Below are 22,032 nucleotides of genomic sequence, written 5' to 3'. Positions count from 1 at the left end.
GGTTTTACGCTAACCCATTAAATTAAAACAATTAAATACGATTAAAACCTTATCTATTAATTGCTCATAACTAGATAAGCGACTCTCAGTAAATTCAGCGATATTCTTTAAACCGTCATCAACAAGCAGCTTACTAAAAATCATTTGCGATTCTAAATTAGCTGCAATTAAAAATATAAAAGGTTTAATTATGAACAGCACAATGAAAAAAGGTCTATCTACTTTACTACTAGTAACTGCTTTTAATACTACATCAGCCTTCGCAGTTGATACTAAACAACACATATTTAAAAAGAGCGTTGAACAGTGTGTAATTGGTGAACATACAGAAACAAACAAACCAACTAACAAAAAGCAGCAAAAAGCTAACACAGTAAATGCAACTGAGTCTTTAAAAACTCATGTCGATACGCAAACACTGCTTTCTTCAATAGATGAAAAAATATCAGCTGAACTTGATTCTTCAATGAGCAAAATAAACACAGAAATTGACGAAAACCTTTCAAAAGTAACATCGTCAATTACTGCTTATTTCAGCAATATTTTATCTAACTAAAAACAACAAATTTTAAAGTATTAGGAAGTTATTATGAAAAATTTTACAAAAAAATTAGTGTCTGCCAGCGTTTTACTTGGTTGCAGCTTGGTAGCAAATACAGCACAAGCTCAAAGCTCTGTATGGCAAGTAAGCAAAGGAGATGACTCGTTATTTATTGGCGGTACTGTACATATTTTACCTAAAGCTGAAATGCCATTACCCGTTGAGTTTAATCATGCCTATGAACAAGCCGATACAATTGTTTTTGAAGCGCCAGCAGCAGACCCAGCTGATACTAATGCTCAAATGCAAATGCTTGGCGCGCTTTCATATACTAATAATGAAACGTTAAGTGAAAAGTTAGAGCCTGAGGTTAAAGCTTCACTCGAAAATAAACTGAGTGAGTTTGGCGCTAACCTAGAAAAGTTAGATGGTTTTCGCCCAGCCATGGTGGGTATCGTTTTAATGTCCATGGAACTGCAAAAACAAAACTTAATGGGTGAAGGTGTTGATGCTTACTATACGAAAAAAGCGACTAAAGACAACAAAACAAAAAACTACTTAGAAACAATGGAGTTTCAGTTAGAGTTATATAAAACAATGGGTCAAGGTAACGAAAATGACTTTATCAAACGTAACCTAGCAGAGCTAAATAACTATAATGATATATTTAAAGGATTATTAACTGCATGGCGAGAAGGTGATACCGACACACTAAACAAGGTAGCGGTTGAAAATATGCAGAAAAATGACCCAAAAAGCTACAAGCAGCTACTTAAAGATAGAAATAATAATTGGTTACCAAAAGTAGAGGCAATGTTTAATAACGACAGCAGTGAGTTTGTACTAGTTGGGGCTGGACACCTTGTAGGCCAAGATAGCTTGCTTACATTACTTGAAAATAAAGGCTACAGCGTTTCTTTAGTGAGTATTAATAACGCACAAGACATAACTGTAAAAGGAGCCGAATAATGGATAAAACAGACAAATTAGCAGTATCGCTACTGTTTTTATTTGGGTCTATCATGTTGATATGTGCCATATGAAAAATGCCGCTAATAAGCGGCATTTTTATTTCAATAAACCTATCCGCGTGGAATAAACCCTAATGCATCGTATACCGATTTAAGCGTTTTCTCGGCACGTACACTGGCTTTTTCAGCTCCAGATTTCATTATGTTATCAAGTAAATTTTGATCTTCTCTAATTTCTTTAAAGCGAGCTTGAATTGGTTCAATCATGCTTACTACTGCATCGGCTGTATCTTTTTTAAGATGACCGTACATTTTACCTTCAAACTCTGGCACTAAGTCCTCTATTGAGCGCTTAGTCGCTACGCTTAATAAAGTAAGTAAGTTAGATACACCTGGCTTTTCAGTTCGGTCAAAGTAAATACGCGCTTGCTCGTCTGAATCGGTCACTGCTTTTTTAAGCTTTTTCTCAATCTTTTTAGGCTCATCTAATAACATAATGTAGCCGTTTGGATTTTCGTCAGACTTTGACATTTTCTTGAGTGGGTCTTGTAGGCTCATTACACGCGCACCAAACTCTGGAATGTAAGGCTCTGGCAGTTTAAAAACGTCACCGTATAAGTTATTAAAGCGTGTCGCTATGTCACGCGTTAGCTCTAAGTGTTGTTTTTGATCTTCGCCTACTGGTACCTGATCGGCTTGATAAAGTAAAATATCGGCCGCTTGTAAAACTGGGTACGAAAATAAGCCCACGTTTACATTGTTAGCATGCTTTGACGACTTATCTTTAAACTGGGTCATGCGGTTAAGTTCACCCATTTGCGCGTAACAATTAAGTACCCACGCTAACTGTGCGTGCTCTGGCACTTGAGACTGAACAAATAACGCTGACTTTTCAGGGTCGATACCGCATGCAGCATACAATGCAACGCCATCTAGTACACGAGAGCGTAATAATTCTGGCTCTTGGCGAACGGTGATTGCATGCAAGTCAACCAACATAAAGAAACTTTCGTGATCTTCCTGTAACTTTAGCCACTGGTTAATAGCGCCAACATAGTTGCCTATTGTCATACCACCGGTTGGCTGAATGCCGCTTAAAACTACTGGTTTACTCATGATTTTCCTTTATTTACTTAATTATTAATATTTAACGCTGTGTTAGGACAGGTATTATATCTAAGAAGTTATCGCATAGGTACTGTGGATTATAATCAGCAAGGTTTTCACCTTGATTATAGCCATAGCCTACTGCAATTACATCAATACCCGCCGCTTTTGCAGCAAGTATATCGCTTTTAGAATCGCCAATCATTATTGCTTTAGAGGCCTCAATATTTAGCTTTTTACACGCGAACAATAATGGATCAGGTGACGGTTTTTTTGCCATATCATCGCCACAAATAATAAGCTCAAAATGATTGGTAAGTGCTAACTTATCAAGAAGTTTTTCAGTAAAAATTCGAGACTTATTAGTTATCAATGCTTTTTGCATACCACGTAAAGCTGCAAGCCCTGTTTCAACATGTTGGTATAACACGCTGTATTGGCCTACCTGTTGTTCATAATGCTTATGAAACTGTGCAATGGCTTTATTAGTTAGTGATTCATCTAAATGCTCACTAACCTGCATATCACCACTCAGTGCCCGCTTTACCAACATATCTATACCATTACCTACCCAGCTTTCGACCAAAAGTTGGCTTACAATAGGAAATGCCAAGTCGCTTAATGTTAAGTTAATTGAGATATATAGGTCATATACACTATCGACTAGTGTGCCATCCAAATCAAAAAATGCCGCATCGTACTGCATTATTTTACACTCTCAAGTTGCTTACGCATTTGATCAATAACTACTTCGTAGTCTGGCTGATTAAAAATAGCAGAGCCTGCTACAAACATATCTGCACCGGCCTGAGCTGCTGCAGCGATATTATCCACCTTAATACCACCGTCCACTTCTAGTCGAATATCTCGACCTGACTCAACAATTCGTTGCTTTGCCTGCGCTAACTTTTTAAGTGTATGAGGAATAAAGCTTTGCCCACCAAATCCGGGGTTAACAGACATGAGTAAAATAGTATCTAGCTTATCAATTACATGATCTAAATAGCTTAAACTGGTCGCTGGGTTAAATACTAAGCCAGCTTTACAGCCATGATCTTTGATTAATTGAATCGTGCGATCAATATGCTCACTCGCCTCTGGGTGAAAAGTAATTATTGAAGCCCCCGCCTCTGCAAACTGTGGAATGATGCTATCGACAGGCTTAACCATTAAATGCACATCAATTGGCGCGGTGATACCGTAGTCCCTTAGTGCTTTACACACCATAGGTCCAATCGTTAAGTTAGGTACATAGTGATTATCCATTACATCAAAATGCACTACATCTGCACCTGCGGCTAAAACGCTATCAACATCTTCACCAAGCTTTGCAAAATCAGCTGAAAGAATTGATGGGGCAATTAAGTATTTTTGTTCTGGGCTAAACATAGCAGATTCACCAATGAGTAAAATATTACGTTAATGTAACTCAATTGATGACGTTACCCAAGCAACTAAGGCGTAATACTGTTGCGTTTGAAGTGCTTAAGTGGCTATTTTTGACATTTAATTAATAGTCTTTATTAGAAACAAGTTTGTTATTTGAGCAGTTTTTGTTATGCTTAAAAAAGTAACAAAATATTAGGTTCAAATCATGCGCGCTTTTAAAATTGGGATATTAATTGCATCTGCATTATTAGTTATTGGGGTAGTAAATTTTACGCCAAGTTCAGGGCAAGAGTTAAGCTCGGTTAATAATTGTGCTCCGCAATCAACACACGAAATAAACACAAGTAAACCCTGTTTACATGTACTTGAAGAAGACTCTTCTTGGTTTTCTTGGATCACTGGTGATAGCCGCAGCGCTCAGTTTCACTACTTGGATTTACTTGAGTTATTAACAAGCTCAGACGACAGCAAGAAAACACCTTCTTTAAAGCCTTTATTCTAGAAAATGCGGCACTTTATTAGCGCGTTGCAAAGTGTGCTAGCCGCATTTTTTGGTGTTCAATCAGAACAAAAGCGCCGCGCAGATTTTCAAGAACACTCTATTTCCTCAATCATTGCTATTGCGATAATACTATTTATCGCTTTTGCGCTTTCAATTTATGCTGTGGTTGTTTTAGTGGTAAGTACATAGCCATTAACTCGCCTACTTTGTTACGAGTTCCGCCCTTAGGGCTTATCGTCCTTTTTACTTGAATTTGATCAAGTGATGCTTGGCTGTATATTTTCCGTGTCCATACTGTATCGTGATTTGAAATAAGCACTGGGGTGTTATTTTCAAACGCCGCTTTTTCTGCCAAATTAGCTAAATTAGCCTGATCATCTAAATTAAACCCGCCCTTAGCATAAGAAGTAAACGAAGCCGTTTTACTCAAAGGGACATAGGGTGGATCGCAATAAATAACCGCGTTATTAGGAACCAGTTTAAATACGTCATCGTAGCCTAAGCATGTAAACGTCGCTTGCTGTGCTTTTTCAGCAAAAAAGTACATTTCCTTTTCAGGAAAATAAGGCTTTTTATATTTACCAAATGGTACATTAAAAATACCTTTTAAGTTATAACGGCATAAGCCGTTGTAACCAAAACGATTCATGTATAAAAATAGCATTGACCGCTCATATACATCACGGCTTTGATTAAACTGAACTCGGTATTCGTAGTACGCATCGGGGTGGTTATTTAAATCAACGAATAGCTTTTTTGCATCACTAATAAACTCATCGGGTGAATTTCTTAATTCTTTATATAAGTTGATTAAATCAGCATTAATATCGTTAAGAATATAATGCTTAAAATCGCTATTTAGAAAAACGGAACCGGCACCAACAAAAGGTTCAACCAAGGTATCAGCATGCGAACTTGCTTGGTTTAATCGCGCGTTAATATCATCAACGAGACTGTATTTTCCGCCAGCCCATTTAAGGAAGGCTCTACTCTTTTGCTGCATTGGTTCTTTACTTCAATCTGGTGTTGCGCGATTTTACACTAAAGCGATTTATATTACTGATCAACTCGTGCAATTTCTTGTTTTATTTTACTAATTTTTTTATAAAACGGCTTATTTTTTAAGATACTTGCAGGTAGGTTTTTCATACCTTGCTGTGCATCATTCATGCTTGTAAAACTGCCGGTTGTCACCACCCACCATGTTTTACCATTTCTTTGAGTTTGATAAGTGTACGCCGTTATTTGGAGTGCATACTGCTTTATAAAATCATCTACAACTTGCTTTTGTGTTACTGCAAGTAACTGAATCACCGTATTTGAATCATTTTGCTTAGAGTACCAAGAGCTAGCTTCGTTAATGGGCAGTTGCACTGATGATGCATCAACCTCATTGTTAACTTTTGATTGCACAAGCTCTTTAACAGGTTCATCTTTTATGAGCGTATCAGAGCTAATAGGCTCATTGATCTCGTTGCCTGCATTTAAGCTTTGCATAATTGCAGATATATCGTTTTTTCTTTCACCTTCAGCGGTAGGCTGTATGTCGGCTACTTTTTCTTTTGTTACTGTGTCAGGTATAGGTGCAATAGCCTGGCTCACTGGAATAGCAGTGCTATCAACCTCAATGGTGCCTTGCTCATAATGCTTTTGCCACCAATCACTCATATCTGACTTATATAACAAGCCTATAATTAAGAACATAATGAGCAACATAAGTACCAGTAAATGTACACGCCATGATACTTTATCTTTAACTTTGATATCTGCGATGTACTCATCCTGTTGCCATGCAAGCAATAAACTAGGATTACCATTAGCTTCAGCTAAAAAAGCTTGGAAAACGGGATCTTCATCTTGAGGAAGCTTTTCAAAGTACCACCCCATTAACTGCTTACTTTCATGAAGAGGGAGGCGTTCAAGATGAATTTCAACTGCATGTTCAACCGGCAACTTTGCAGCTGAGGCAATCATAATATAAAGAGTGATTGGGCTATTTTTAGCTAGCAGCTCCAGCTCAATTAAAAACTCTTCTGATAAGTGCCTACCACCGTCAATAACCCATAAACAGGAGCCCGGTTGCTGTTGATTAAGTAACTGATAAAAATTTTCAGACAAACTTAAATTATGATCAACCAACGGGTTGTTAAAGCTTTGCTCTAATAGATCGCTCATTAACTGAGCGTCTGTCAATTTTGCACTCGACTGTACAAATGCTTTATTAAAGTCGTTGTATTTATCGGTAATAAAGGTTTCAAGTAAATAGCTTTTGCCTAGGCCTGATGTGCCCAGTAAAACAATGAGGTTTTGACCATATTCAAATTGCAGTGCGATTCTATCCACCAAAGCCGCACGGCTTGGTAAAATTTGTGACTGCATTTAGTGCTCGATTAATGCTCGGACTTGATCGTCAGATACATCGTCTACCAGTGCACATTGACCAAATTGGGTGGGTAAAATAAAACGGATAGTTCCTTTTTTATTTTTTTTATCTTTGCGCATATGCAATAAAAATTGTTCACTCGTCATATCTGCAGGTACTTCAGTTGGTAAGTTATATTGTTTAATAACATCCACAATACGCGCTACATCCTGCTGCGTTAAGTCACCTCGAGTGTTAGCCAACTGAGAAGCTAACACCATACCCGTAGCAACAGCTTCACCATGAAGCCACTTACCATAACCCATTTGGGCTTCAATTGCGTGACCGAAGGTATGCCCCAAGTTTAGCAATGCTCTGAGACCTTGCTCTTTTTCATCCTCAGCAACGATTAACGCTTTAATTTCACAGCACCTGTAAATGATATGCTGCAGGCATGTTTCATTTAGCTGCTGTAAGTTTTCAACATTTTGCTCTAAATAAGTAAAAAGCTCGGTATCGTATATTAAACCATACTTGATAACTTCAGCCATTCCTGCCGCAAACTCTCTTTTTGGGAGTGTATGAAGAGACTGAGTATCAATAAAAACAGCTTGTGGCTGATAAAAAGCCCCAATCATGTTTTTTCCTAACGGATGGTTCACCGCTGTTTTTCCACCAACAGATGAATCTACTTGCGATAAAAGTGTTGTAGGTATTTGAATAAACGGCACGCCACGTTGATAACATGCAGCTACAAAACCAGTTAAATCACCAACTACGCCACCACCTAATGCAATTAAACAAGTATCGCGACCACAGTTATTTTGCAGTAAAAAAGCGGATATTTTTTCAAACCACTCTAGTGACTTGTATTGCTCACCATCAGGTATGATAAAGGAAAGAGGATTTAATTCAGCTAATGAATCAAGTAAGCCTTGTAGATATAAAGGTTCAATTGTGTCATTAGTAATGATGATAGGCCGACAATCACCAATATGATGAATTAGACGGCCATTATCTTGAAGTGCAGATTGCCCAATATAAATAGGATAACTTCGCTCGTCCAAATTAACAGTTAATTTAAGCATGCTCAGCTAATCCTTTATTATGTATTGGTTTTAAAAATCTAGTTTCTCAATGATTTGATTTGCAACAACTTTAGCGCTTTGCTCATCAGTGCGTACAACAAAATCAGCCACTTCTTTATATAACGGTTCGCGTTCTTCTGCTAAGCGCTCTAGTACATCACGAGGTGCTTCTTCTGTTTGCAGTAACGGGCGACGCTTGTCGCGTTGTGTGCGTGCAACTTGCTTTTCAATAGGTGTCTCTAGGTATACAACGATACCACGAGCCGAAAGCTTGTTTCGAACTTCTTTACTCATTACTGAACCACCACCTGTAGCAAGTACAATACCTTGCATTTCAGTTAAGTCGCCAATAACAGATTCTTCACGAAGTCTAAAGCCTTCTTCACCTTCAAGATCGAATACCCAGGCAATATCTGCACCCGTGCGGCGTTCGATTTCTTGATCAGAATCAACAAATTCAAGGTGTAATTGATCGGCAATGTGACGACCAATTGTGCTTTTTCCAGCCCCCATGGGGCCAATTAGAAATATATTACGTTTCTCAGCCATATCTTTTAGTACAAACGAACTCTAAAATTTGAAATAAAACCCCGCCTAACGACCTGGCCCCAAAATTAAGGAGGGGATTATCTCAGTAATTGCAGGGGTATTTCAAGTCAATTAGAATAAAAAGCCACATAACGAGCAATTAAACTAAATAATCACCCGTTGATTAACAAAAAAGTACCTTATTTTAATCTATTTGTATTTTTGGTGTCACGAAAATAAGCAATTCACGCTTTTCATTAAATTCACTGGTGCTTTTAAACAACCTACCAACATAAGGAATATCACCTAACACCGGCACTTTATTTGTAGTGTTGATTATCTGCTGTTGGAAAATGCCACCCAGTACGATAGTTTGCCCGTTTTCTACTAATACTTGTGTTTGAATTTCTTGAGTATCTATCGATACGGCCTCACCGGTACCTGTTTGTACAGTATCGCCACGTGTATCTTGCGTGATAATTAAGTCTAAAATTACTTTATTATCAGGCGTTATATGTGGTGTCACCTCTAAACTAAGTACTGCTTTTTTAAAGCTTACCGTTGTTGCACCACTAGAAGCTGATTCTGTATAGGGTATTTCAGTACCTTGTTCAATGCGCGCTTTTTGCTGATTGGCAGCAATAATACGCGGGCTTGCAATAATCTCGCCTTTATTCTCTTCTTCAAGCGCACTTAACTCTAAATCGATTAATGTCCCGTTGGCGAGTTTTGCTATGTGGAGGCCTATACTTGCCGCTGGGTTTGTAATAGGTAGATTTACATTTAATCTATCTGTTAAGTCAGGGATTACCCCATTTGAAATGGTTTCAGCACCTTCTAAAGAACCAGATATGCCATCACTACCTTGCTGATCGCTAAATCCCCAACGAACACCTAGGTCCTCAGTTACGTTATCACGCACTGTTACCATACGAGATTCAATAACAACCTGTTGAACCGGTATGTCCAGGGTTTCAATCATACGTCTAATATTTTCTATGCTCTTAACAGTATCTTTAATGAGTAAAGTGTTAGTACGCTGATCAACCGACACACTTCCGCGTGGGGTAATGATGCTATTAACATCGGTTTTAAGTAAGTCAGCAAAGTCTTCAGCTTTGGCATAATTCAATCGCATATATTCGCTGTAAAGCGGCTCTAAATCTTCAACTTGCTGCTTTGCTTTTAGATCTTTTGCTTCACGGGCTGCAAGCTCTTCTGCTGGCGCTACCATTAAGATAGAGCCATCCATGCGCTTGTCCAACCCTTTTATACGTAATACGACATCAAGTGCTTGGTCCCACGGCACGCCATCTAAGCGCAAGGTAATGTTACCGGTAACGGAATCACTTGTTACTAAGTTAAAGTCGTTATAGCCTGCGATAATTTGTAATGCTGCACGTACTGAAATATCTTGAAAGTTTAAGGTCATTGGTCGACCTTGATACTCTTTACCACCATCTAGGTAAGCATTTTGAGTTTCATCTTTTTCAACTGTGAGGGTAAGAATATTGTCTATTTGCTGATACGTGAATGTAAACTCGGCATTAGGTTCTATAACAACGCGGCTTCGCCCTTCTTCTTTAAACGTTTCGATAGTACTAACAATGGTACCAAAGTCTAAAACATCCAACTCATAAAGTAGATCGTCCAGAATATCTGTATGGTGAAAATCTGCGTAAATTTTGCCGCCACTTTCGTGAACCTCTATAGCAGCTTGAGTGTCTTGTAAAAATACAAGTACCTTTGCCTCACCTTTCTCACCACGTCTAAAATCAATAGATTGGATGCGGTTAATGTAGTTTCCACTCACATCACCTGTCAGAACGGCTTCATCTTCAGTTACTGAACCGGTTAATGGGTTATCCGATACACGTATTGAAACTAAGTTGTTATTAACTTCTGTTTCATACATTTTTAATCTGTCTAGATTAACTGTTACCTTTAAACCTTGCTCAGATAACACATTGGTGACACTACTAATGCCTGCTTGATTAACTTCAACGTCATTTAATCCTAATTCTAACTCTGCGGTATCAAAAAACATTTCAATACGCGCTGGGCTGTTAAATACTTGAATTTGTGGTTCTAAAGTTATCTCTTCGTCGAAAACAAGCTGTAGTTCGGTTTCACCTTTAAGTAATGGGTTATAACGTACATCGTAAAGCAATGGTCCTGCCAAAGCATTGTTAGCACAAACCAAAGCGGCTGTTGCAAATAAAGCTCTCGCAATGCGATTAAACCAAAGAACATCCTTATGCATGTTATTTTTACCTTTTTTATTATTAATTTGCGCCATCAGTTGCCGCCTCTAACATTTCCAGTTTAGTCAGGCGCTCTTTCCAACAACCAGACCCATCAGGGATTAATTCAACTAATTCTATAAAATCGTTACTCACAGCTTTTACCTTGCCATCGTAACTGCCCAAATAATTACCAATCGTTACACGATGTAATGTTTCATCTGCAGCAGTTATAAGCGCCCAAACTTGACCACTTGAACCAATTGTACCTTTCATTGCTAAATTATCTAACGGGTATTTTTCTAATGGCTCTCTGCGCCTGTCTGGATCTGGATGTAAACAGTTTTTTATTTGCGTCAGTTTGTTCTGAATTATTTCAGGTTGAGGTGCCACAAATGGACTTCGTAAATTACCTGCACTATATTCAAAAATCTCAAATTGAGTAAGCTCAGGAATCGACTCAACTTTAGGCGTTGTGCTTGCTTTTACCTGGTCAATAAACTCTTTTTGTTCCGAGGTATCGTCGTTACACCCCACTAACGCAACAACAGTTAATATCGGCATTAAATGAAGGAGCCTCATTTTTTAACTCCTTCTTCATAGCGGTAAGTTTTTGCTACAACACTAAATGTTAGTTGTTTTTCGCCAGAAGACGTAATAGAAAAGTCATGCAAACTAACTATTCGTGGTAACTGAGCAACTTTGCCAACAAATTCACCAAATTCATGATAAGTACCTACTACTTCTATTTTGATAGGTAGCTCTGTATAAAACTCTTTCTCTACTTCAGGTAACCAACCAATTTTTAAAAATGTTAAACCGCTCGTTGTGCCAACATAAGATAAATCGTCAAGTAAGCCGGGTATTTCGTTTGATGTCGGTAACCGCTTAAGTAATTGAGAAAACTTATCTTCCATTTCTATCATTTGTTGGCGATAAATATCTAGCTTACTCGCTACAGCGTATTTTGTTCTGTAGGTACTTCTTAAGTCGACCTCTTTTGATACCGCATTATTGTAGCTATCAATCTCATCAGAAACTAACAAGCTATAGCTAAAAAATAATATGAGCCCAGCAACAAATGCACAGCAAATTACTTTTACAGCAGCAGGCCAATCACCAATATTGTCTAACTCAATTTCATTCCAATCTATTTCGCCAAGCGCTTTAAAATCAAGGTTCATTACGTACCTCACCAATCTCGTCAAATGGTTTTACGTAAAACTCCATACTAAAGTCACTAAGTAAACGCGAAGACTGATCACCTGCAACAATATCCTGCATGGTCAAACGCTCTAGCAAATATGAACTTTGTACCTGGCGGATCATGGTAGATAAACGGTTATTTGATTCACTTCGGCCAAGTACATAAATCTGGTTCCCTCTGCGCTCCAGCTTTGTTAAGTAAATACCTTGAGGTACTATTTTTGTTACTTCATCCATAATTTGTGTGCCAAGGTTACGGCTACTTTGCAGCTCTTCGATTAATCGCATTCGCTGCTGTAGGTTTTCTTTTCGTTTGTCTAATTCTCTAATATCACTGATCTTTCGATCAAGCATACTTATTTCAGAACTTAAGTAATTATTTTTTAAGTTTTGTCCGTCTTTTAATGCACTGTAAAACATACTTAATAAGTACATACTTAAAAAACAAGCTAAAACAATTCCAACTAGTATGGTTACAAATTTCTTTTTAGATTCTTCGCGCTGCAGTTCTCGCCAAGGCAATAGATTTATATGTGGCATGATGAAAAGCTCCTTAATGCCAAACCTGTTGCAATTGCAAACTGTGTTCGGTGACGCTGCATAACATTACGATCTACTTTTGGCGAAATTTCCATATTTGCAAACGGTTCTGCAACAACACTGTGTATACCTAATTCTTCAATTAATAAGCGATCAAGCCCTTTGATCATAGAAGTTCCACCGGTAAGCACAATGTAGTCTATTTGTTCTTTGCCACTCGTTGTTAAAAACATTTGCACCGCTCTACGTACTTGCTGAAGCAACGCTGTTTGAAATGGTGCTAATACCTCAAAGGTATAGTTAGGTGGTAAATCGCCTGATGTTTTACCTATTTCAGCTTCATCAAACCCTTTGTTGTAGTAGTTAACAATACTATTTGTGTATTGATCACCACCAAAGACCTGGTCACGTGTATAAATAGTTTCACCAGCTTGCACAACACTTACAAGCATGAGTACGGCACCAATATCTACAACAGCAACACACTTATTGAAGGCATCGCTTGGTAGTTGTTGGTAATAAACGTCCATCGCACGGCTTAAGGCGTAACTTTCTACATCAACAATCTTAGTATCGAGATTAGCCTCTTCTAATGCGCCAACACGTGCTTCAACACTTTCTGTTCGGGCTGCTGAAAGTAATACATTCATTTTACTCGGGTCAGCTTCGTTAGTAGAGAGCTTTTCGAAGTCTAAGCTAACTTCATCAAGGGGGTAAGGTATTAAACTATCTGCTTCAATTTCAATTTGAGATTCAAGTTCTGCATCGCTCAACGACACATCCATAAAAATTACTTTTGTAATAACCGTTTGCCCTGACACCGCCACTGCTGCATTTTTAAGTGACTTAGGTAATTTTCTTTTTAATTTTGTTATTACATTACCAATCGCTTCAATATCTTGAATCGCTCTTTCACTCATGGCGCCTTTAGGCATGGGCTCAATTGCTAGGGCCTCTAATCGAAATCCACTTTCAATTTCTCTCAGAAGCACCGCTTTAATCGAGTGCGATCCGATATCAATTCCTACCATCATTGGCGACGGCTTTTGAAATAGTTGACTTAGCATGTTTGCAACTTGGCCTTTGTTTTAATAATAAACAAGTTATAATTTTTTTCTGAAAAAATATTATTCATTTTTTAATCAATATATACTATCAGTCCAAACTCGCAATTGGGAGTCCATTTAGGGAAATATAAGTGATTTTATTAAAACGAACTTTACAATTTTTTATCATTTGTACGTTAATCGGTCTGATAACTTTGGTCAGTCTTTATTACTACGTTAAACCTGATATCCCCAGTGTGCAAGTTTTAAAAGACGTGCAATTACAAACTCCTATGCAAGTATTCACTAAAGATGGCCTTTTGATCAATCAATTTGGTGAAAAACGTCGAATTCCGGTCACTATTGATGAAATCCCACAGCCTCTAATTGATGCATTTTTAGCAACTGAAGATAATCGCTTTTATGACCATATAGGTATAGACCCTATTGGCATAGTTCGCTCTGCTATTGTTCTTATTTCTACAGGCGAGAAAAAACAAGGTGCTAGTACTATTACCATGCAACTTGCACGTAATTTTTTCTTAACCCGAGAAAAAGCTTATATCCGTAAAATAAAAGAGATATTCATCGCTCTACACATAGAAAATGTACTCACTAAAGATGAAATTTTAGAGCTTTACCTAAACAAAATCGAGCTAGGTAACCGCGCCTTTGGTATTGGAGCTGCCGCTCAAGTTTATTACGGTAAAGAGTTAAAAGACTTAACGCTTGCTCAAATGGCGATGATTGCTGGCTTGCCAAAAGCGCCTTCGGCGTTAAACCCAATTCGCAACCCTACCCGTGCAAAAGCACGCCGTAATGTTGTACTTGGTCGTTTATTAACTGAAAATTACATAACACAAGACGTGTATGATGATGCAACAAGCCAACCTATTACCGCTTACTTTCATGGTGCTGAAATAGATTTATACGCACCGTACATTTCTGAAATGGTGCGTGCAGAAATGGTTTCACGTTATGGAATAGAGAAGGCGTATAATTCAGGCTTTAAGATATTTACCTCTGTTGAGTCTAAAGTACAAAAAGCGGCGCAAACCGCGCTGGTTAATAATCTTCATAGCTACGATATGCGTCATGGCTTTAGAGGCCCAACCGCTATTTTATGGGACCCTGAAAAACAATCAGAGCTAAGTGAAGAGAAAATACTAGCTAAACTCAATGAAGCCAAAGAGATAGGTACACTGAAAGCAGCTGCTGTTATTAACGTGGATGAAAAAAATGCCACAGTATTGCTTAAAAATGCAGAGCAAATAAACCTGAATTGGGACAACTTAAAATGGGCACGCAAATATATAACTCGTTATCGCCAAGGTTTTGCTCCAACGACGGCAACTGAAATATTAGCGCCAGGAATGCAAATCTGGGTGCGTAAGAACAGCAATAACGAGTATGAACTAAGCCAACTACCTGAAGCATCAAGCGCAATTGTTTCACTTGACCCACAAGATGGCCGTATTAAAGCCATTGTTGGCGGCTATAGCTTTGAACAAAGCCAATACAACCGAGCTATTCAAGCAAAGCGCCAAGTGGGGTCAAACATAAAACCATTTATTTATTCTGCTGCGCTTGAAAACGGCTATACGCTCGCCTCAATTTTAAACGATGCGCCAATTAATCAGTGGGATAAAAGCCAAGGTGTGGCATGGCGACCTAAGAATAGTCCGGCTGTTTACAATGGTCCAATTAGAATTCGTCGCGCGTTAGCACAATCTAAAAACGTCATATCAGTTCGCTTGCTCCGAGGTGTTGGTTTGCAACGAACAGCAGATCACTTACTAAAATTTGGCTTTAAAAATTCAGACATCAACCGCAGTGAATCCTTAGCACTGGGCAGTGCTTCAATTACTCCAATTGAACTAGCACGCGGTATGAGTGCATTTGCGAATGGTGGGCATTTGATTGAGCCGTACTTTATCTCAGAAATCCAAGATGCTTACGGTAACAGTTTGTTTAAAGCTAATCCTTCAGTAGTGTGTGACGACACTTCAGATCAGTCATTAACCCCAGACAATGCTACTGGATTATTCCCACAACAAAATACTGATACGCCACAATTAAAATGTGCCCCTCAGGTCATATCAAAACAAAATGCATTTTTAATTGCTCAAGCAATGCATAGCGCTGTTTGGGGAGGTGGAAACTGGTCACATAAAACGGGTTGGTCAGGAACAGGTTGGCGCGCTCAAGCATTAGGCCGTCGTGATCTATCAGGAAAAACAGGCACAACTAATGACTCTGTAGATACTTGGTTTAGTGGCTTTAATCGAAATGTTATGACCTCGGTATGGGTTGGTTTTGATAACCCTGGCAACCCGCTAGGCAGAACTTCATACAATAATAATCTTGATAGCGGGCAAATATCAGGGGCTGAATCTGGCGCTAAAACAGCACAACCGGCTTGGGTTGAGTTTATGAAAGTTGCGCTTGAAGGTAAACCTGAAGCCCCCATAGAGCCGCCAGAAGGTTTAGTGTCTATTCGGATTGATTTAGAAACCGGTTTATTAAGTCATAAAAATGATTACACCAGTCGCTTTGAGTATTTTGACAAAGGCACCGCCCCCACAAAATACGTAATGTCTCAACCAACAGATATATTTGAAGAAGACACTAAAACAGAAGAAGAACTGTTTTAAATAAAGAACGGCAGCCATTGGCTGCCGTTTTTAGTTGATACCAAATTTAGCTATTCTAAATAAGAATTTTTTAACGCATGTAGCGACACGTTTAGCCCCGCAAAATGATTAGGTATTATTGCGGATTGATACAAGGCCCTTGTAACCTTTATTTTATATTTTGTACCAGCCAATATAAGTCAGAATGAATACCCGCCGCGGTTACTTCCTTACCCGCACCAGGCCCTTGAATCACAAGAGCGTTAGCGCTATACCACTTACTATTAATGACAAAAATATTATCGCCAGGTGTTAAATTAGCTAACGCATCACCAATAGGAGTATAAGTAATACCTACTTGAGCGGTTACTTTGTTTTCCGTAATTTCAAGTAAACCCGTGTAACGAAGTACGGAACTTTGTGCTTTGGCATTTGCAGCATGAGCGTCAATAAAGTCATTGAGGGTGGATTCATTAGCTAAAAAGTCGTCCCAACTTCCTATAGCAAGCGTTTCGGGCATGAGTGCTGATAAGCTTATATCATCAAGGTCGAGTTCTAAGCCAAGCTCTCTGGCAAGTATAAGCAGTTTACGCTGCATATCACGCCCTGATAAATCTTCACGCGGATCGGGCTCTGTGAACCCCATCTTTTGTGCTTCAAGCACCAGATCAGAAAATGGTATTGTTCCGTCAAACTTACTGCATAACCATGATAACGTGCCTGAAAAAACACCTTCAATACGAGTGATTTTGTCACCACTGTTTTGCAAATCTGCCAATGCAAAGTTAACAGGTAAGCCTGCACCTACGCTTGTGTTGTAGCGCCAATGCAAATTTCGCTCACTAATACTCGTACGCAAAGTTTTATACCATGCTGTATCTGCAGTTCCAGCGTATTTGTTAGCACTGATCAAGTGGCAATCTAATGCAACAAACTCCGGGTATAACTGGCTAAATGCCTCGCTTGCGGTAATATCAACAACCACTTTATGCTCATAATCAAGTTCACTAATTATGTTTAGTAATGTTTGGTTATTATAAGCTTTGCTTTGTGAGAGAAAATGCGTTTTCCAATCAGCAATATTTATACCACTGGGATTAAAAAGTAACGTTTCAGAGCGTATTAACCCAACCAATTTAATCGTAAAGTCATCAGAGAAACGCTCGAATTGAGCTGACAACTGCTCTATAAATACCCCTCCCACATTTCCAAGGCCCGCGATTATTAAAGCGACTTCTTGGCCTTTATTAATAAGCTTATCGTGTAAAACACTGAGTATATCGCTATCTATAACCTGATCCGTTAATAGTAAAATGTATCCACTGTCTTGGTGAATAAAGCGCGGCTCGATGGCATGAGCATTTAACGTATCAATAGCCAATACATTCAATTTTGAAATATCATTAACAGGCGCTACAACCGCACAGCCATTTAAGCTCGACTCGCTAATGTTTGCTCTACCCTCAAAATAACTAACAACTTTATATGTTGAAGCAGAGGGGACAACTAAATAAGTTTCGCCATTTTGACTAAAGTGATGAATGCTGTGTTGAATCAGCTGGCTAACATCTGCGACTTCGCCTTCGGCCAGCTTTTCAACTGTTAATAAATCGATGTTGTTTAACGTGGTAATAAAACGCTTTTGTTTTACATTTCCTTCTTTAACTATATCTGTAGGCGTTGCTTGCACATCAAAACTACTACGAACAGATAGTTTTATATCGCTGTTTCTTAAAGGAGAAAGCGTTTTAGCGTGTAAAACAGGATTACCTAATCGCGCTAATAGGTTGGCTTGACCTCTACATACTTTATTGTATTTAACCGCTTTACTAACTTTGCGAGGGTCTGTGCTGTATACACCTTGTGTATCAGTCCAAATACACACCTGCTTAGCATGGCAGTAATTAGCGAGTAAGGTTGCACTATAGTCACTCCCATTGCGACCAAGTGTAACCGTGTCACCCAACGTATTTGATGCAATAAAGCCTGTGACAACATTAATGTAGTCTGGGGTTATAAACTTCGCACATTGCTGCGCATTTTGGGTATGTAACAATTGCCCATTATTTAATGTAAAAAGTGTTCGAGCATCAAGGTCACAAGCATTAATATTTAATTGCGTAAGGTAAAGCGCCAATAAGCGTGCAGACCAGACCTCACCATGAGCAAGCAAGGGAGCCTCTTTCAAGCCTTGGTTTTTTATCAATTCACTAATCGCTGTTAGTTCACTATGCAAAAGCCTTAAAGCAGTTCGCTTAAGATCTGCATGGAGTAACTGTGTGATTAAATCAGTTTGATGATTATTTAATTGCAGCAATATATCAGCAACGACATGCGTATCTTGTTGCTGATAGCTTTGCCATAACTTCACCAAAGTATCGGTTGTTTTTCCCGCCGCAGATACAACAACACAATCGCCCGGCTGAGTATGCTCTAAAATAATACTCGCAACTCGCTCATACCGTTGAGCCGAACTAAGGCTTGAACCACCAAATTTATGTACCGTTTGTGTCATATTGTTCACCAAAGCGCTGGATGAGCGGCACTTAATTTAATGTCACCGCCTGCTCCTTTGTTTAAATTTACTTTACTGCCTGGCTTTACAAGCTGAAACACGCGCTCTAAATCAGCTAATAAGTCGTTTATATCTTCTATACCTACTGAAACTCGAATAAGTGTATCGCCCACTCCCGCTTCAAGACGAGCTTTAGGCTCCATGCCAGCATGGGTCATGGTTGCAGGATGGCATATTAAGCTCTCTACTCCGCCCAAAGACTCTGCCAAGCTAAAGTCACGTAGGCTGGTTAAAAACGCCGCAGCATCATTTATGTCACCTTTAATATCAAAACTCACCATGCCACCAAAGCCTAGTTGCTGCGCTTTGGCTAATTCATGCTGTGGGTGTGATTCAAGACCAGGGTAATAAACTTGGCGAACAAATTCCGACTTTTCTAGGTATTTAGCAATCGCTAATGCGTTTTCTTGATGCTGCTTTAAACGCACATTTAGTGTTCGCAACCCGCGCAATGTTAAATAACTATCAAATGGCGCACCTGTAATACCTATATTATTCGCCCACCATGCCAGTTCATCGCCCAGCTCTTGTGAAGCGGCAATCACCGCACCGCCCACTACATCTGAATGACCATTGATGTACTTAGTGGTGGAATGTACAACTATATCAACACCAAATTTAATAGGGTTTTGTAATGCTGGTGATAAAAATGTGTTATCGGCAGCGACTAAAGCACCGCACTGTTTAGCAACATCGGTTATTGCTTTAATATCAGTTAAGCGTAGTAATGGGTTACTTGGTGTTTCTATCCAAATTAGCTTAGGCTTAATTGCTAAAATTTTATCTAAACTTTGTGCTTGTGTTAAATCTAAAACTTCTAGCTTGAGCAAACCGCGCTTTTGCAGTGAAGTAAATAAACGATAGCTTCCGCCGTAACAATCATGTGGGATCACTAACGTATCGTCATGATTCAGGATTTGCGTAGCCAAATGAACGGCAGACATACCCGTGGCAGTAATAATACCGCGTGCGCCACCTTCAAGCTCAGCCAAGGTTTCGGCTAAAATATCACGATTGGGGTTACCACTTCGCCCGTAATCGTATTGACGCTTTGTATCAAAGTCGGCAAACGAATAGGTGGTTGATAAGTAAATAGGTGCGACAACTGCGCCATGATGTTTGTCTGCTTCAACACCACTTCTTACTGCAATGGTTGCTTTATTTTTTTCGCTCATATTCGTCACCTATTTAATTTGGATGTTTAGACGTCTAAAAGAGTAATTTATCTTATTAAAGATGTCAAAACATTTAAAGCTCCAGATGGCTAAACAACTAGTATTTGACTATCTTTTTTAAATCGATAGAATTTCACGCATATTCATATGCATTGTAGTGCATATGAGCAATTATTAATCTGAGGCGACGATACATCTTATGGCTAAATGGAATGGTGAGTATATTCACCCATACGCAGAACACGGGAAAAAATCAGAACAAGTAAAAAAAATTACCGTTTCAATCCCACTAAATGTATTAAAGGTATTAACGGACGAACGCACGCGTCGTCAAATTAATAACTTACGTCATGCAACAAATAGTGAATTACTTTGTGAAGCATTTTTACATGCATTTACCGGTCAACCTTTGCCTAACGACGATGACTTACGTAAGGATAACGCCGAAAAAGTGCCTGAAGAAGTGAAAAAAATAATGCAAGAAATGGGGCTAGAAGTGCCTGTTTTAAACGAAGACTAAACGTAATTTAGACACAAAAAAACCTCAATTAATTGAGGTTTTTTTGTGTCTAAATTACGACTTAGTCGTTATTCCATATAGTTTTCTGGTAAATCAATTTGTGCAACACCTGACTCTACAGCAGCTATTGCAACCGCTTTTGCAATGCGTGGTAATAAACGAGGATCCATTGGTTTTGGAATAATATACTTATCACCAAACTCCAGCTTATCAACACCCGCAGCCGTCAGTACTTCAGCAGGTACAGGCTCTTTGGCAATACTTCTAATCGCTTCTACAGCTGCAATTTTCATTTCATCATTTATTGCACTGGCGCGTACATCAAGAGCACCGCGGAATATAAACGGAAAACACAGAACATTATTAACTTGGTTAGGGTAATCTGATCGACCCGTTGCCATAATTAGATCGTTTCGAGCAGAATGAGCCAGTGCAGGATCAATTTCTGGATCTGGGTTTGAACAAGCAAACACAACTGGTTTTTCTGCCATTAATTTTAAATCATCGGCAGCTAATAGATTAGGCCCCGATACACCAACAAATACATCTGCATCTTCAATAACATCTTGCAACGTGCGCTTGTCTGTATTGTTAGCAAAAAGTTTTTTGTATTCATTTAAGTCATCACGACGAGTATGAATAACACCTTTACGGTCAAGCATATAAATGTGCTCGCGCAAAGCACCACACTTAATTAACAGCTCCATACAAGCAACCGCAGCAGCACCAGCACCCAAACACACAATAGTCGCATTTTCGATAGACTTGCCTTGCACCTCAAGCGCGTTCAACATACCCGCAGCAGTTACAATGGCTGTACCGTGCTGATCATCATGAAATATCGGAATACTGCAACGCTCAATCAATGCTTTTTCTATTTCAAAACACTCTGGCGCCTTAATATCTTCAAGGTTAATTCCGCCAAACGTGTCGGCAATATTAGCAACTGTATTAATAAAGTCTTCAGTAGTGCGGTGTTTCACTTCGATATCAATAGAATCAAGGCCAGCAAATCGCTTAAACAGTAACGCCTTACCTTCCATTACAGGTTTTGAAGCAAGTGGGCCTAAATTACCTAAGCCTAAAATTGCAGTACCATTAGTGATAACCGCAACCATATTCCCTTTACCTGTGTATTTATAAGCGTTTGCAGGGTCTGCAGCGATTTCACGTACGGGTTCTGCAACTCCTGGGCTATATGCTAATGCGAGATCTTTTACCGTTTCAGCAGGCTTTGTTAGTTCAATGCTAATTTTTCCTGGAACGGGGTGCGAATGATAGTGTAGTGCTTGTTCACGAAAGTCTGACATAACGCGATTGTATCCTGCAATTAAAGTAAAAGTGAGAGGTGAAGTTTAGGCTACGATACCCTTATTATTTTTAAATTCCAAGCAATATCAGGTCTATCCTGTTATATGCTAGTTCGATTAATTTTAAGAGGTTTTTCAATAACTTTTGTAAATTATATCGACACTTTATAAATAAAAATTCATCCAATAACGGATTCTAAAGGCACAATTGTTCTTTCATTATTTTTTATAAAATATCTTAATAAAGTCCTATAAAAATAAGCAAAAATAGGCTTATTCACATACTTTAAAAACAT

21 protein-coding genes are annotated in these 22,032 nt (G+C 38.8%); 6 read left to right on the top strand and 15 right to left on the bottom strand.

From position 1 onward, the window contains the following. Positions 1-190: 190 nt before the first annotated feature. Together AC27JL_RS00355 and AC27JL_RS00350 are read left to right on the top strand one after the other, a co-directional pair. Positions 191-556: a hypothetical protein gene (locus AC27JL_RS00355; RefSeq protein ID WP_487194523.1), complete on the top strand. Its 366-nt coding sequence runs from the start codon at positions 191-193 to the stop codon at positions 554-556. A gap of 33 nt (positions 557-589) precedes the next feature. Continuing rightward, a complete protein-coding gene (locus AC27JL_RS00350) occupies positions 590-1,510 on the top strand; it encodes a TraB/GumN family protein (protein WP_008131696.1) in 921 nt (306 codons plus the stop codon). A 113-nt stretch (positions 1,511-1,623) separates the two neighbouring features. Here the strand turns inward: AC27JL_RS00350 and trpS are convergent, their stop codons facing one another. Genes trpS through rpe form a run of 3 tightly spaced genes read right to left on the bottom strand, consistent with a single transcriptional unit; the run spans position 1,624 to position 4,008 of the window. Then, positions 1,624-2,628 (bottom strand): tryptophan--tRNA ligase, encoded by a 1,005-nt coding sequence (trpS, locus tag AC27JL_RS00345; RefSeq protein ID WP_006793110.1) that lies wholly within the window; start codon positions 2,626-2,628, stop codon positions 1,624-1,626. Between the two features lie 31 nt (positions 2,629-2,659). Continuing rightward, a complete protein-coding gene (locus AC27JL_RS00340; protein WP_487194522.1) occupies positions 2,660-3,325 on the bottom strand; it encodes a phosphoglycolate phosphatase in 666 nt (221 codons plus the stop codon). Then, entirely contained in the window at positions 3,325-4,008 is a 684-nt protein-coding gene (gene rpe / locus AC27JL_RS00335; RefSeq protein ID WP_008131698.1) for a ribulose-phosphate 3-epimerase, read from the bottom strand. The genes AC27JL_RS00340 and rpe overlap by 1 nt, the downstream gene beginning before the upstream one ends. Positions 4,009-4,213: 205 nt before the next feature. On the opposite strand from rpe, the gene AC27JL_RS00330 reads away from it, so the two are divergent. Both AC27JL_RS00330 and AC27JL_RS00325 read left to right on the top strand, forming a co-directional pair. Then, positions 4,214-4,510, top strand: coding sequence for a hypothetical protein (locus AC27JL_RS00330; RefSeq protein WP_006793107.1), 297 nt, complete (start codon positions 4,214-4,216; stop codon positions 4,508-4,510). Between the two features lie 3 nt (positions 4,511-4,513). Beyond that, on the top strand, positions 4,514-4,699 hold the full coding sequence (locus AC27JL_RS00325) for a DUF2970 domain-containing protein (RefSeq protein ID WP_074210163.1): 186 nt from the start codon (positions 4,514-4,516) through the stop codon (positions 4,697-4,699). On the opposite strand, the gene AC27JL_RS00320 is transcribed toward AC27JL_RS00325, so the two are convergent. From AC27JL_RS00320 to AC27JL_RS00280, 9 genes are all read right to left on the bottom strand, one after another. Further along, on the bottom strand, positions 4,644-5,513 hold the full coding sequence (locus tag AC27JL_RS00320) for a Dam family site-specific DNA-(adenine-N6)-methyltransferase (RefSeq protein WP_006793106.1): 870 nt from the start codon (positions 5,511-5,513) through the stop codon (positions 4,644-4,646). The two genes, AC27JL_RS00325 and AC27JL_RS00320, sit on opposite strands and share 56 nt — an antisense overlap. 53 nt (positions 5,514-5,566) lie before the next feature. Further along, a complete protein-coding gene (locus AC27JL_RS00315) occupies positions 5,567-6,889 on the bottom strand; it encodes an AAA family ATPase (protein ID WP_487194521.1) in 1,323 nt (440 codons plus the stop codon). After that, positions 6,890-7,960, bottom strand: coding sequence for a 3-dehydroquinate synthase (gene aroB, locus AC27JL_RS00310; protein WP_487194520.1), 1,071 nt, complete (start codon positions 7,958-7,960; stop codon positions 6,890-6,892). A gap of 30 nt (positions 7,961-7,990) precedes the next feature. Further along, positions 7,991-8,509: a shikimate kinase AroK gene (gene aroK / locus AC27JL_RS00305; RefSeq protein ID WP_006793103.1), complete on the bottom strand. Its 519-nt coding sequence runs from the start codon at positions 8,507-8,509 to the stop codon at positions 7,991-7,993. A gap of 184 nt (positions 8,510-8,693) precedes the next feature. Next, positions 8,694-10,787: a type IV pilus secretin PilQ gene (locus AC27JL_RS00300; RefSeq protein WP_487194519.1), complete on the bottom strand. Its 2,094-nt coding sequence runs from the start codon at positions 10,785-10,787 to the stop codon at positions 8,694-8,696. Continuing rightward, positions 10,774-11,313: a pilus assembly protein PilP gene (locus AC27JL_RS00295; protein ID WP_487194518.1), complete on the bottom strand. Its 540-nt coding sequence runs from the start codon at positions 11,311-11,313 to the stop codon at positions 10,774-10,776. The genes AC27JL_RS00300 and AC27JL_RS00295 overlap by 14 nt, the downstream gene beginning before the upstream one ends. Beyond that, complete coding sequence (locus AC27JL_RS00290; RefSeq protein WP_487194517.1) at positions 11,310-11,915, bottom strand: type IV pilus inner membrane component PilO; 606 nt, start codon at positions 11,913-11,915, stop codon at positions 11,310-11,312. Before AC27JL_RS00290 ends, AC27JL_RS00295 begins: the two co-directional genes overlap by 4 nt. Further along, positions 11,905-12,477 carry a PilN domain-containing protein gene (locus AC27JL_RS00285; protein ID WP_006793099.1) on the bottom strand — a complete coding sequence of 191 codons (573 nt, stop codon included), beginning with the start codon at positions 12,475-12,477 and terminating at the stop codon, positions 11,905-11,907. The genes AC27JL_RS00290 and AC27JL_RS00285 overlap by 11 nt, the downstream gene beginning before the upstream one ends. Continuing rightward, complete coding sequence (locus AC27JL_RS00280) at positions 12,465-13,544, bottom strand: pilus assembly protein PilM (protein ID WP_487194516.1); 1,080 nt, start codon at positions 13,542-13,544, stop codon at positions 12,465-12,467. The genes AC27JL_RS00285 and AC27JL_RS00280 overlap by 13 nt, the downstream gene beginning before the upstream one ends. 131 nt (positions 13,545-13,675) lie before the next feature. Between AC27JL_RS00280 and AC27JL_RS00275 the strand changes: the two genes are divergently transcribed. Then, complete coding sequence (locus AC27JL_RS00275; RefSeq protein WP_487194515.1) at positions 13,676-16,177, top strand: penicillin-binding protein 1A; 2,502 nt, start codon at positions 13,676-13,678, stop codon at positions 16,175-16,177. 148 nt (positions 16,178-16,325) lie between these two features. Here the strand turns inward: AC27JL_RS00275 and metL are convergent, their stop codons facing one another. Together metL and metB are read right to left on the bottom strand one after the other, a co-directional pair. Further along, the gene (gene metL, locus AC27JL_RS00270; RefSeq protein WP_487194514.1) at positions 16,326-18,671 is read right to left on the bottom strand and encodes a bifunctional aspartate kinase/homoserine dehydrogenase II; all 2,346 of its coding nucleotides are present in this window, start codon (positions 18,669-18,671) and stop codon (positions 16,326-16,328) included. A gap of 5 nt (positions 18,672-18,676) precedes the next feature. Beyond that, positions 18,677-19,906 carry a cystathionine gamma-synthase gene (metB, locus tag AC27JL_RS00265; protein ID WP_487194512.1) on the bottom strand — a complete coding sequence of 410 codons (1,230 nt, stop codon included), beginning with the start codon at positions 19,904-19,906 and terminating at the stop codon, positions 18,677-18,679. Between the two features lie 199 nt (positions 19,907-20,105). Here metB and metJ point away from each other — a divergent pair, with 199 nt between their 5' ends. Continuing rightward, the gene (gene metJ, locus AC27JL_RS00260; RefSeq protein WP_006793094.1) at positions 20,106-20,426 is read left to right on the top strand and encodes a met regulon transcriptional regulator MetJ; all 321 of its coding nucleotides are present in this window, start codon (positions 20,106-20,108) and stop codon (positions 20,424-20,426) included. A gap of 68 nt (positions 20,427-20,494) precedes the next feature. On the opposite strand, the gene AC27JL_RS00255 is transcribed toward metJ, so the two are convergent. Further along, the gene (locus tag AC27JL_RS00255) at positions 20,495-21,736 is read right to left on the bottom strand and encodes a malic enzyme-like NAD(P)-binding protein (protein ID WP_006793093.1); all 1,242 of its coding nucleotides are present in this window, start codon (positions 21,734-21,736) and stop codon (positions 20,495-20,497) included. Between the last annotated feature and the right edge of the window lie 296 nt (positions 21,737-22,032).

It is taken from the genome of Pseudoalteromonas sp. 4NS20-0020, from assembly GCF_057554385.1.
The sequence above is the reverse complement of the archived record's forward strand: the minus strand, read 5'-3'. Positions and strand labels throughout refer to the sequence as shown.

Coding starts and splice junctions, on each gene's coding strand:
- AC27JL_RS00325 (WP_074210163.1), top strand. CDS start 4,514: ATGCGGCACTTTATTAGCGCGTTGCAAAGTGTGCTAGCCGCATTTTTT.
- AC27JL_RS00355 (WP_487194523.1), top strand. CDS start 191: ATGAACAGCACAATGAAAAAAGGTCTATCTACTTTACTACTAGTAACT.
- AC27JL_RS00300 (WP_487194519.1), bottom strand. CDS start 10,787: ATGGCGCAAATTAATAATAAAAAAGGTAAAAATAACATGCATAAGGAT.
- AC27JL_RS00295 (WP_487194518.1), bottom strand. CDS start 11,313: ATGAGGCTCCTTCATTTAATGCCGATATTAACTGTTGTTGCGTTAGTG.
- AC27JL_RS00255 (WP_006793093.1), bottom strand. CDS start 21,736: ATGTCAGACTTTCGTGAACAAGCACTACACTATCATTCGCACCCCGTT.
- rpe (WP_008131698.1), bottom strand. CDS start 4,008: ATGTTTAGCCCAGAACAAAAATACTTAATTGCCCCATCAATTCTTTCA.
- AC27JL_RS00280 (WP_487194516.1), bottom strand. CDS start 13,544: ATGCTAAGTCAACTATTTCAAAAGCCGTCGCCAATGATGGTAGGAATT.
- AC27JL_RS00340 (WP_487194522.1), bottom strand. CDS start 3,325: ATGCAGTACGATGCGGCATTTTTTGATTTGGATGGCACACTAGTCGAT.
- AC27JL_RS00350 (WP_008131696.1), top strand. CDS start 590: ATGAAAAATTTTACAAAAAAATTAGTGTCTGCCAGCGTTTTACTTGGT.
- AC27JL_RS00315 (WP_487194521.1), bottom strand. CDS start 6,889: ATGCAGTCACAAATTTTACCAAGCCGTGCGGCTTTGGTGGATAGAATC.
- metB (WP_487194512.1), bottom strand. CDS start 19,906: ATGAGCGAAAAAAATAAAGCAACCATTGCAGTAAGAAGTGGTGTTGAA.
- metL (WP_487194514.1), bottom strand. CDS start 18,671: ATGACACAAACGGTACATAAATTTGGTGGTTCAAGCCTTAGTTCGGCT.
- trpS (WP_006793110.1), bottom strand. CDS start 2,628: ATGAGTAAACCAGTAGTTTTAAGCGGCATTCAGCCAACCGGTGGTATG.
- AC27JL_RS00290 (WP_487194517.1), bottom strand. CDS start 11,915: ATGAACCTTGATTTTAAAGCGCTTGGCGAAATAGATTGGAATGAAATT.
- AC27JL_RS00320 (WP_006793106.1), bottom strand. CDS start 5,513: ATGCAGCAAAAGAGTAGAGCCTTCCTTAAATGGGCTGGCGGAAAATAC.
- aroB (WP_487194520.1), bottom strand. CDS start 7,960: ATGCTTAAATTAACTGTTAATTTGGACGAGCGAAGTTATCCTATTTAT.
- metJ (WP_006793094.1), top strand. CDS start 20,106: ATGGCTAAATGGAATGGTGAGTATATTCACCCATACGCAGAACACGGG.
- aroK (WP_006793103.1), bottom strand. CDS start 8,509: ATGGCTGAGAAACGTAATATATTTCTAATTGGCCCCATGGGGGCTGGA.
- AC27JL_RS00330 (WP_006793107.1), top strand. CDS start 4,214: ATGCGCGCTTTTAAAATTGGGATATTAATTGCATCTGCATTATTAGTT.
- AC27JL_RS00285 (WP_006793099.1), bottom strand. CDS start 12,477: ATGCCACATATAAATCTATTGCCTTGGCGAGAACTGCAGCGCGAAGAA.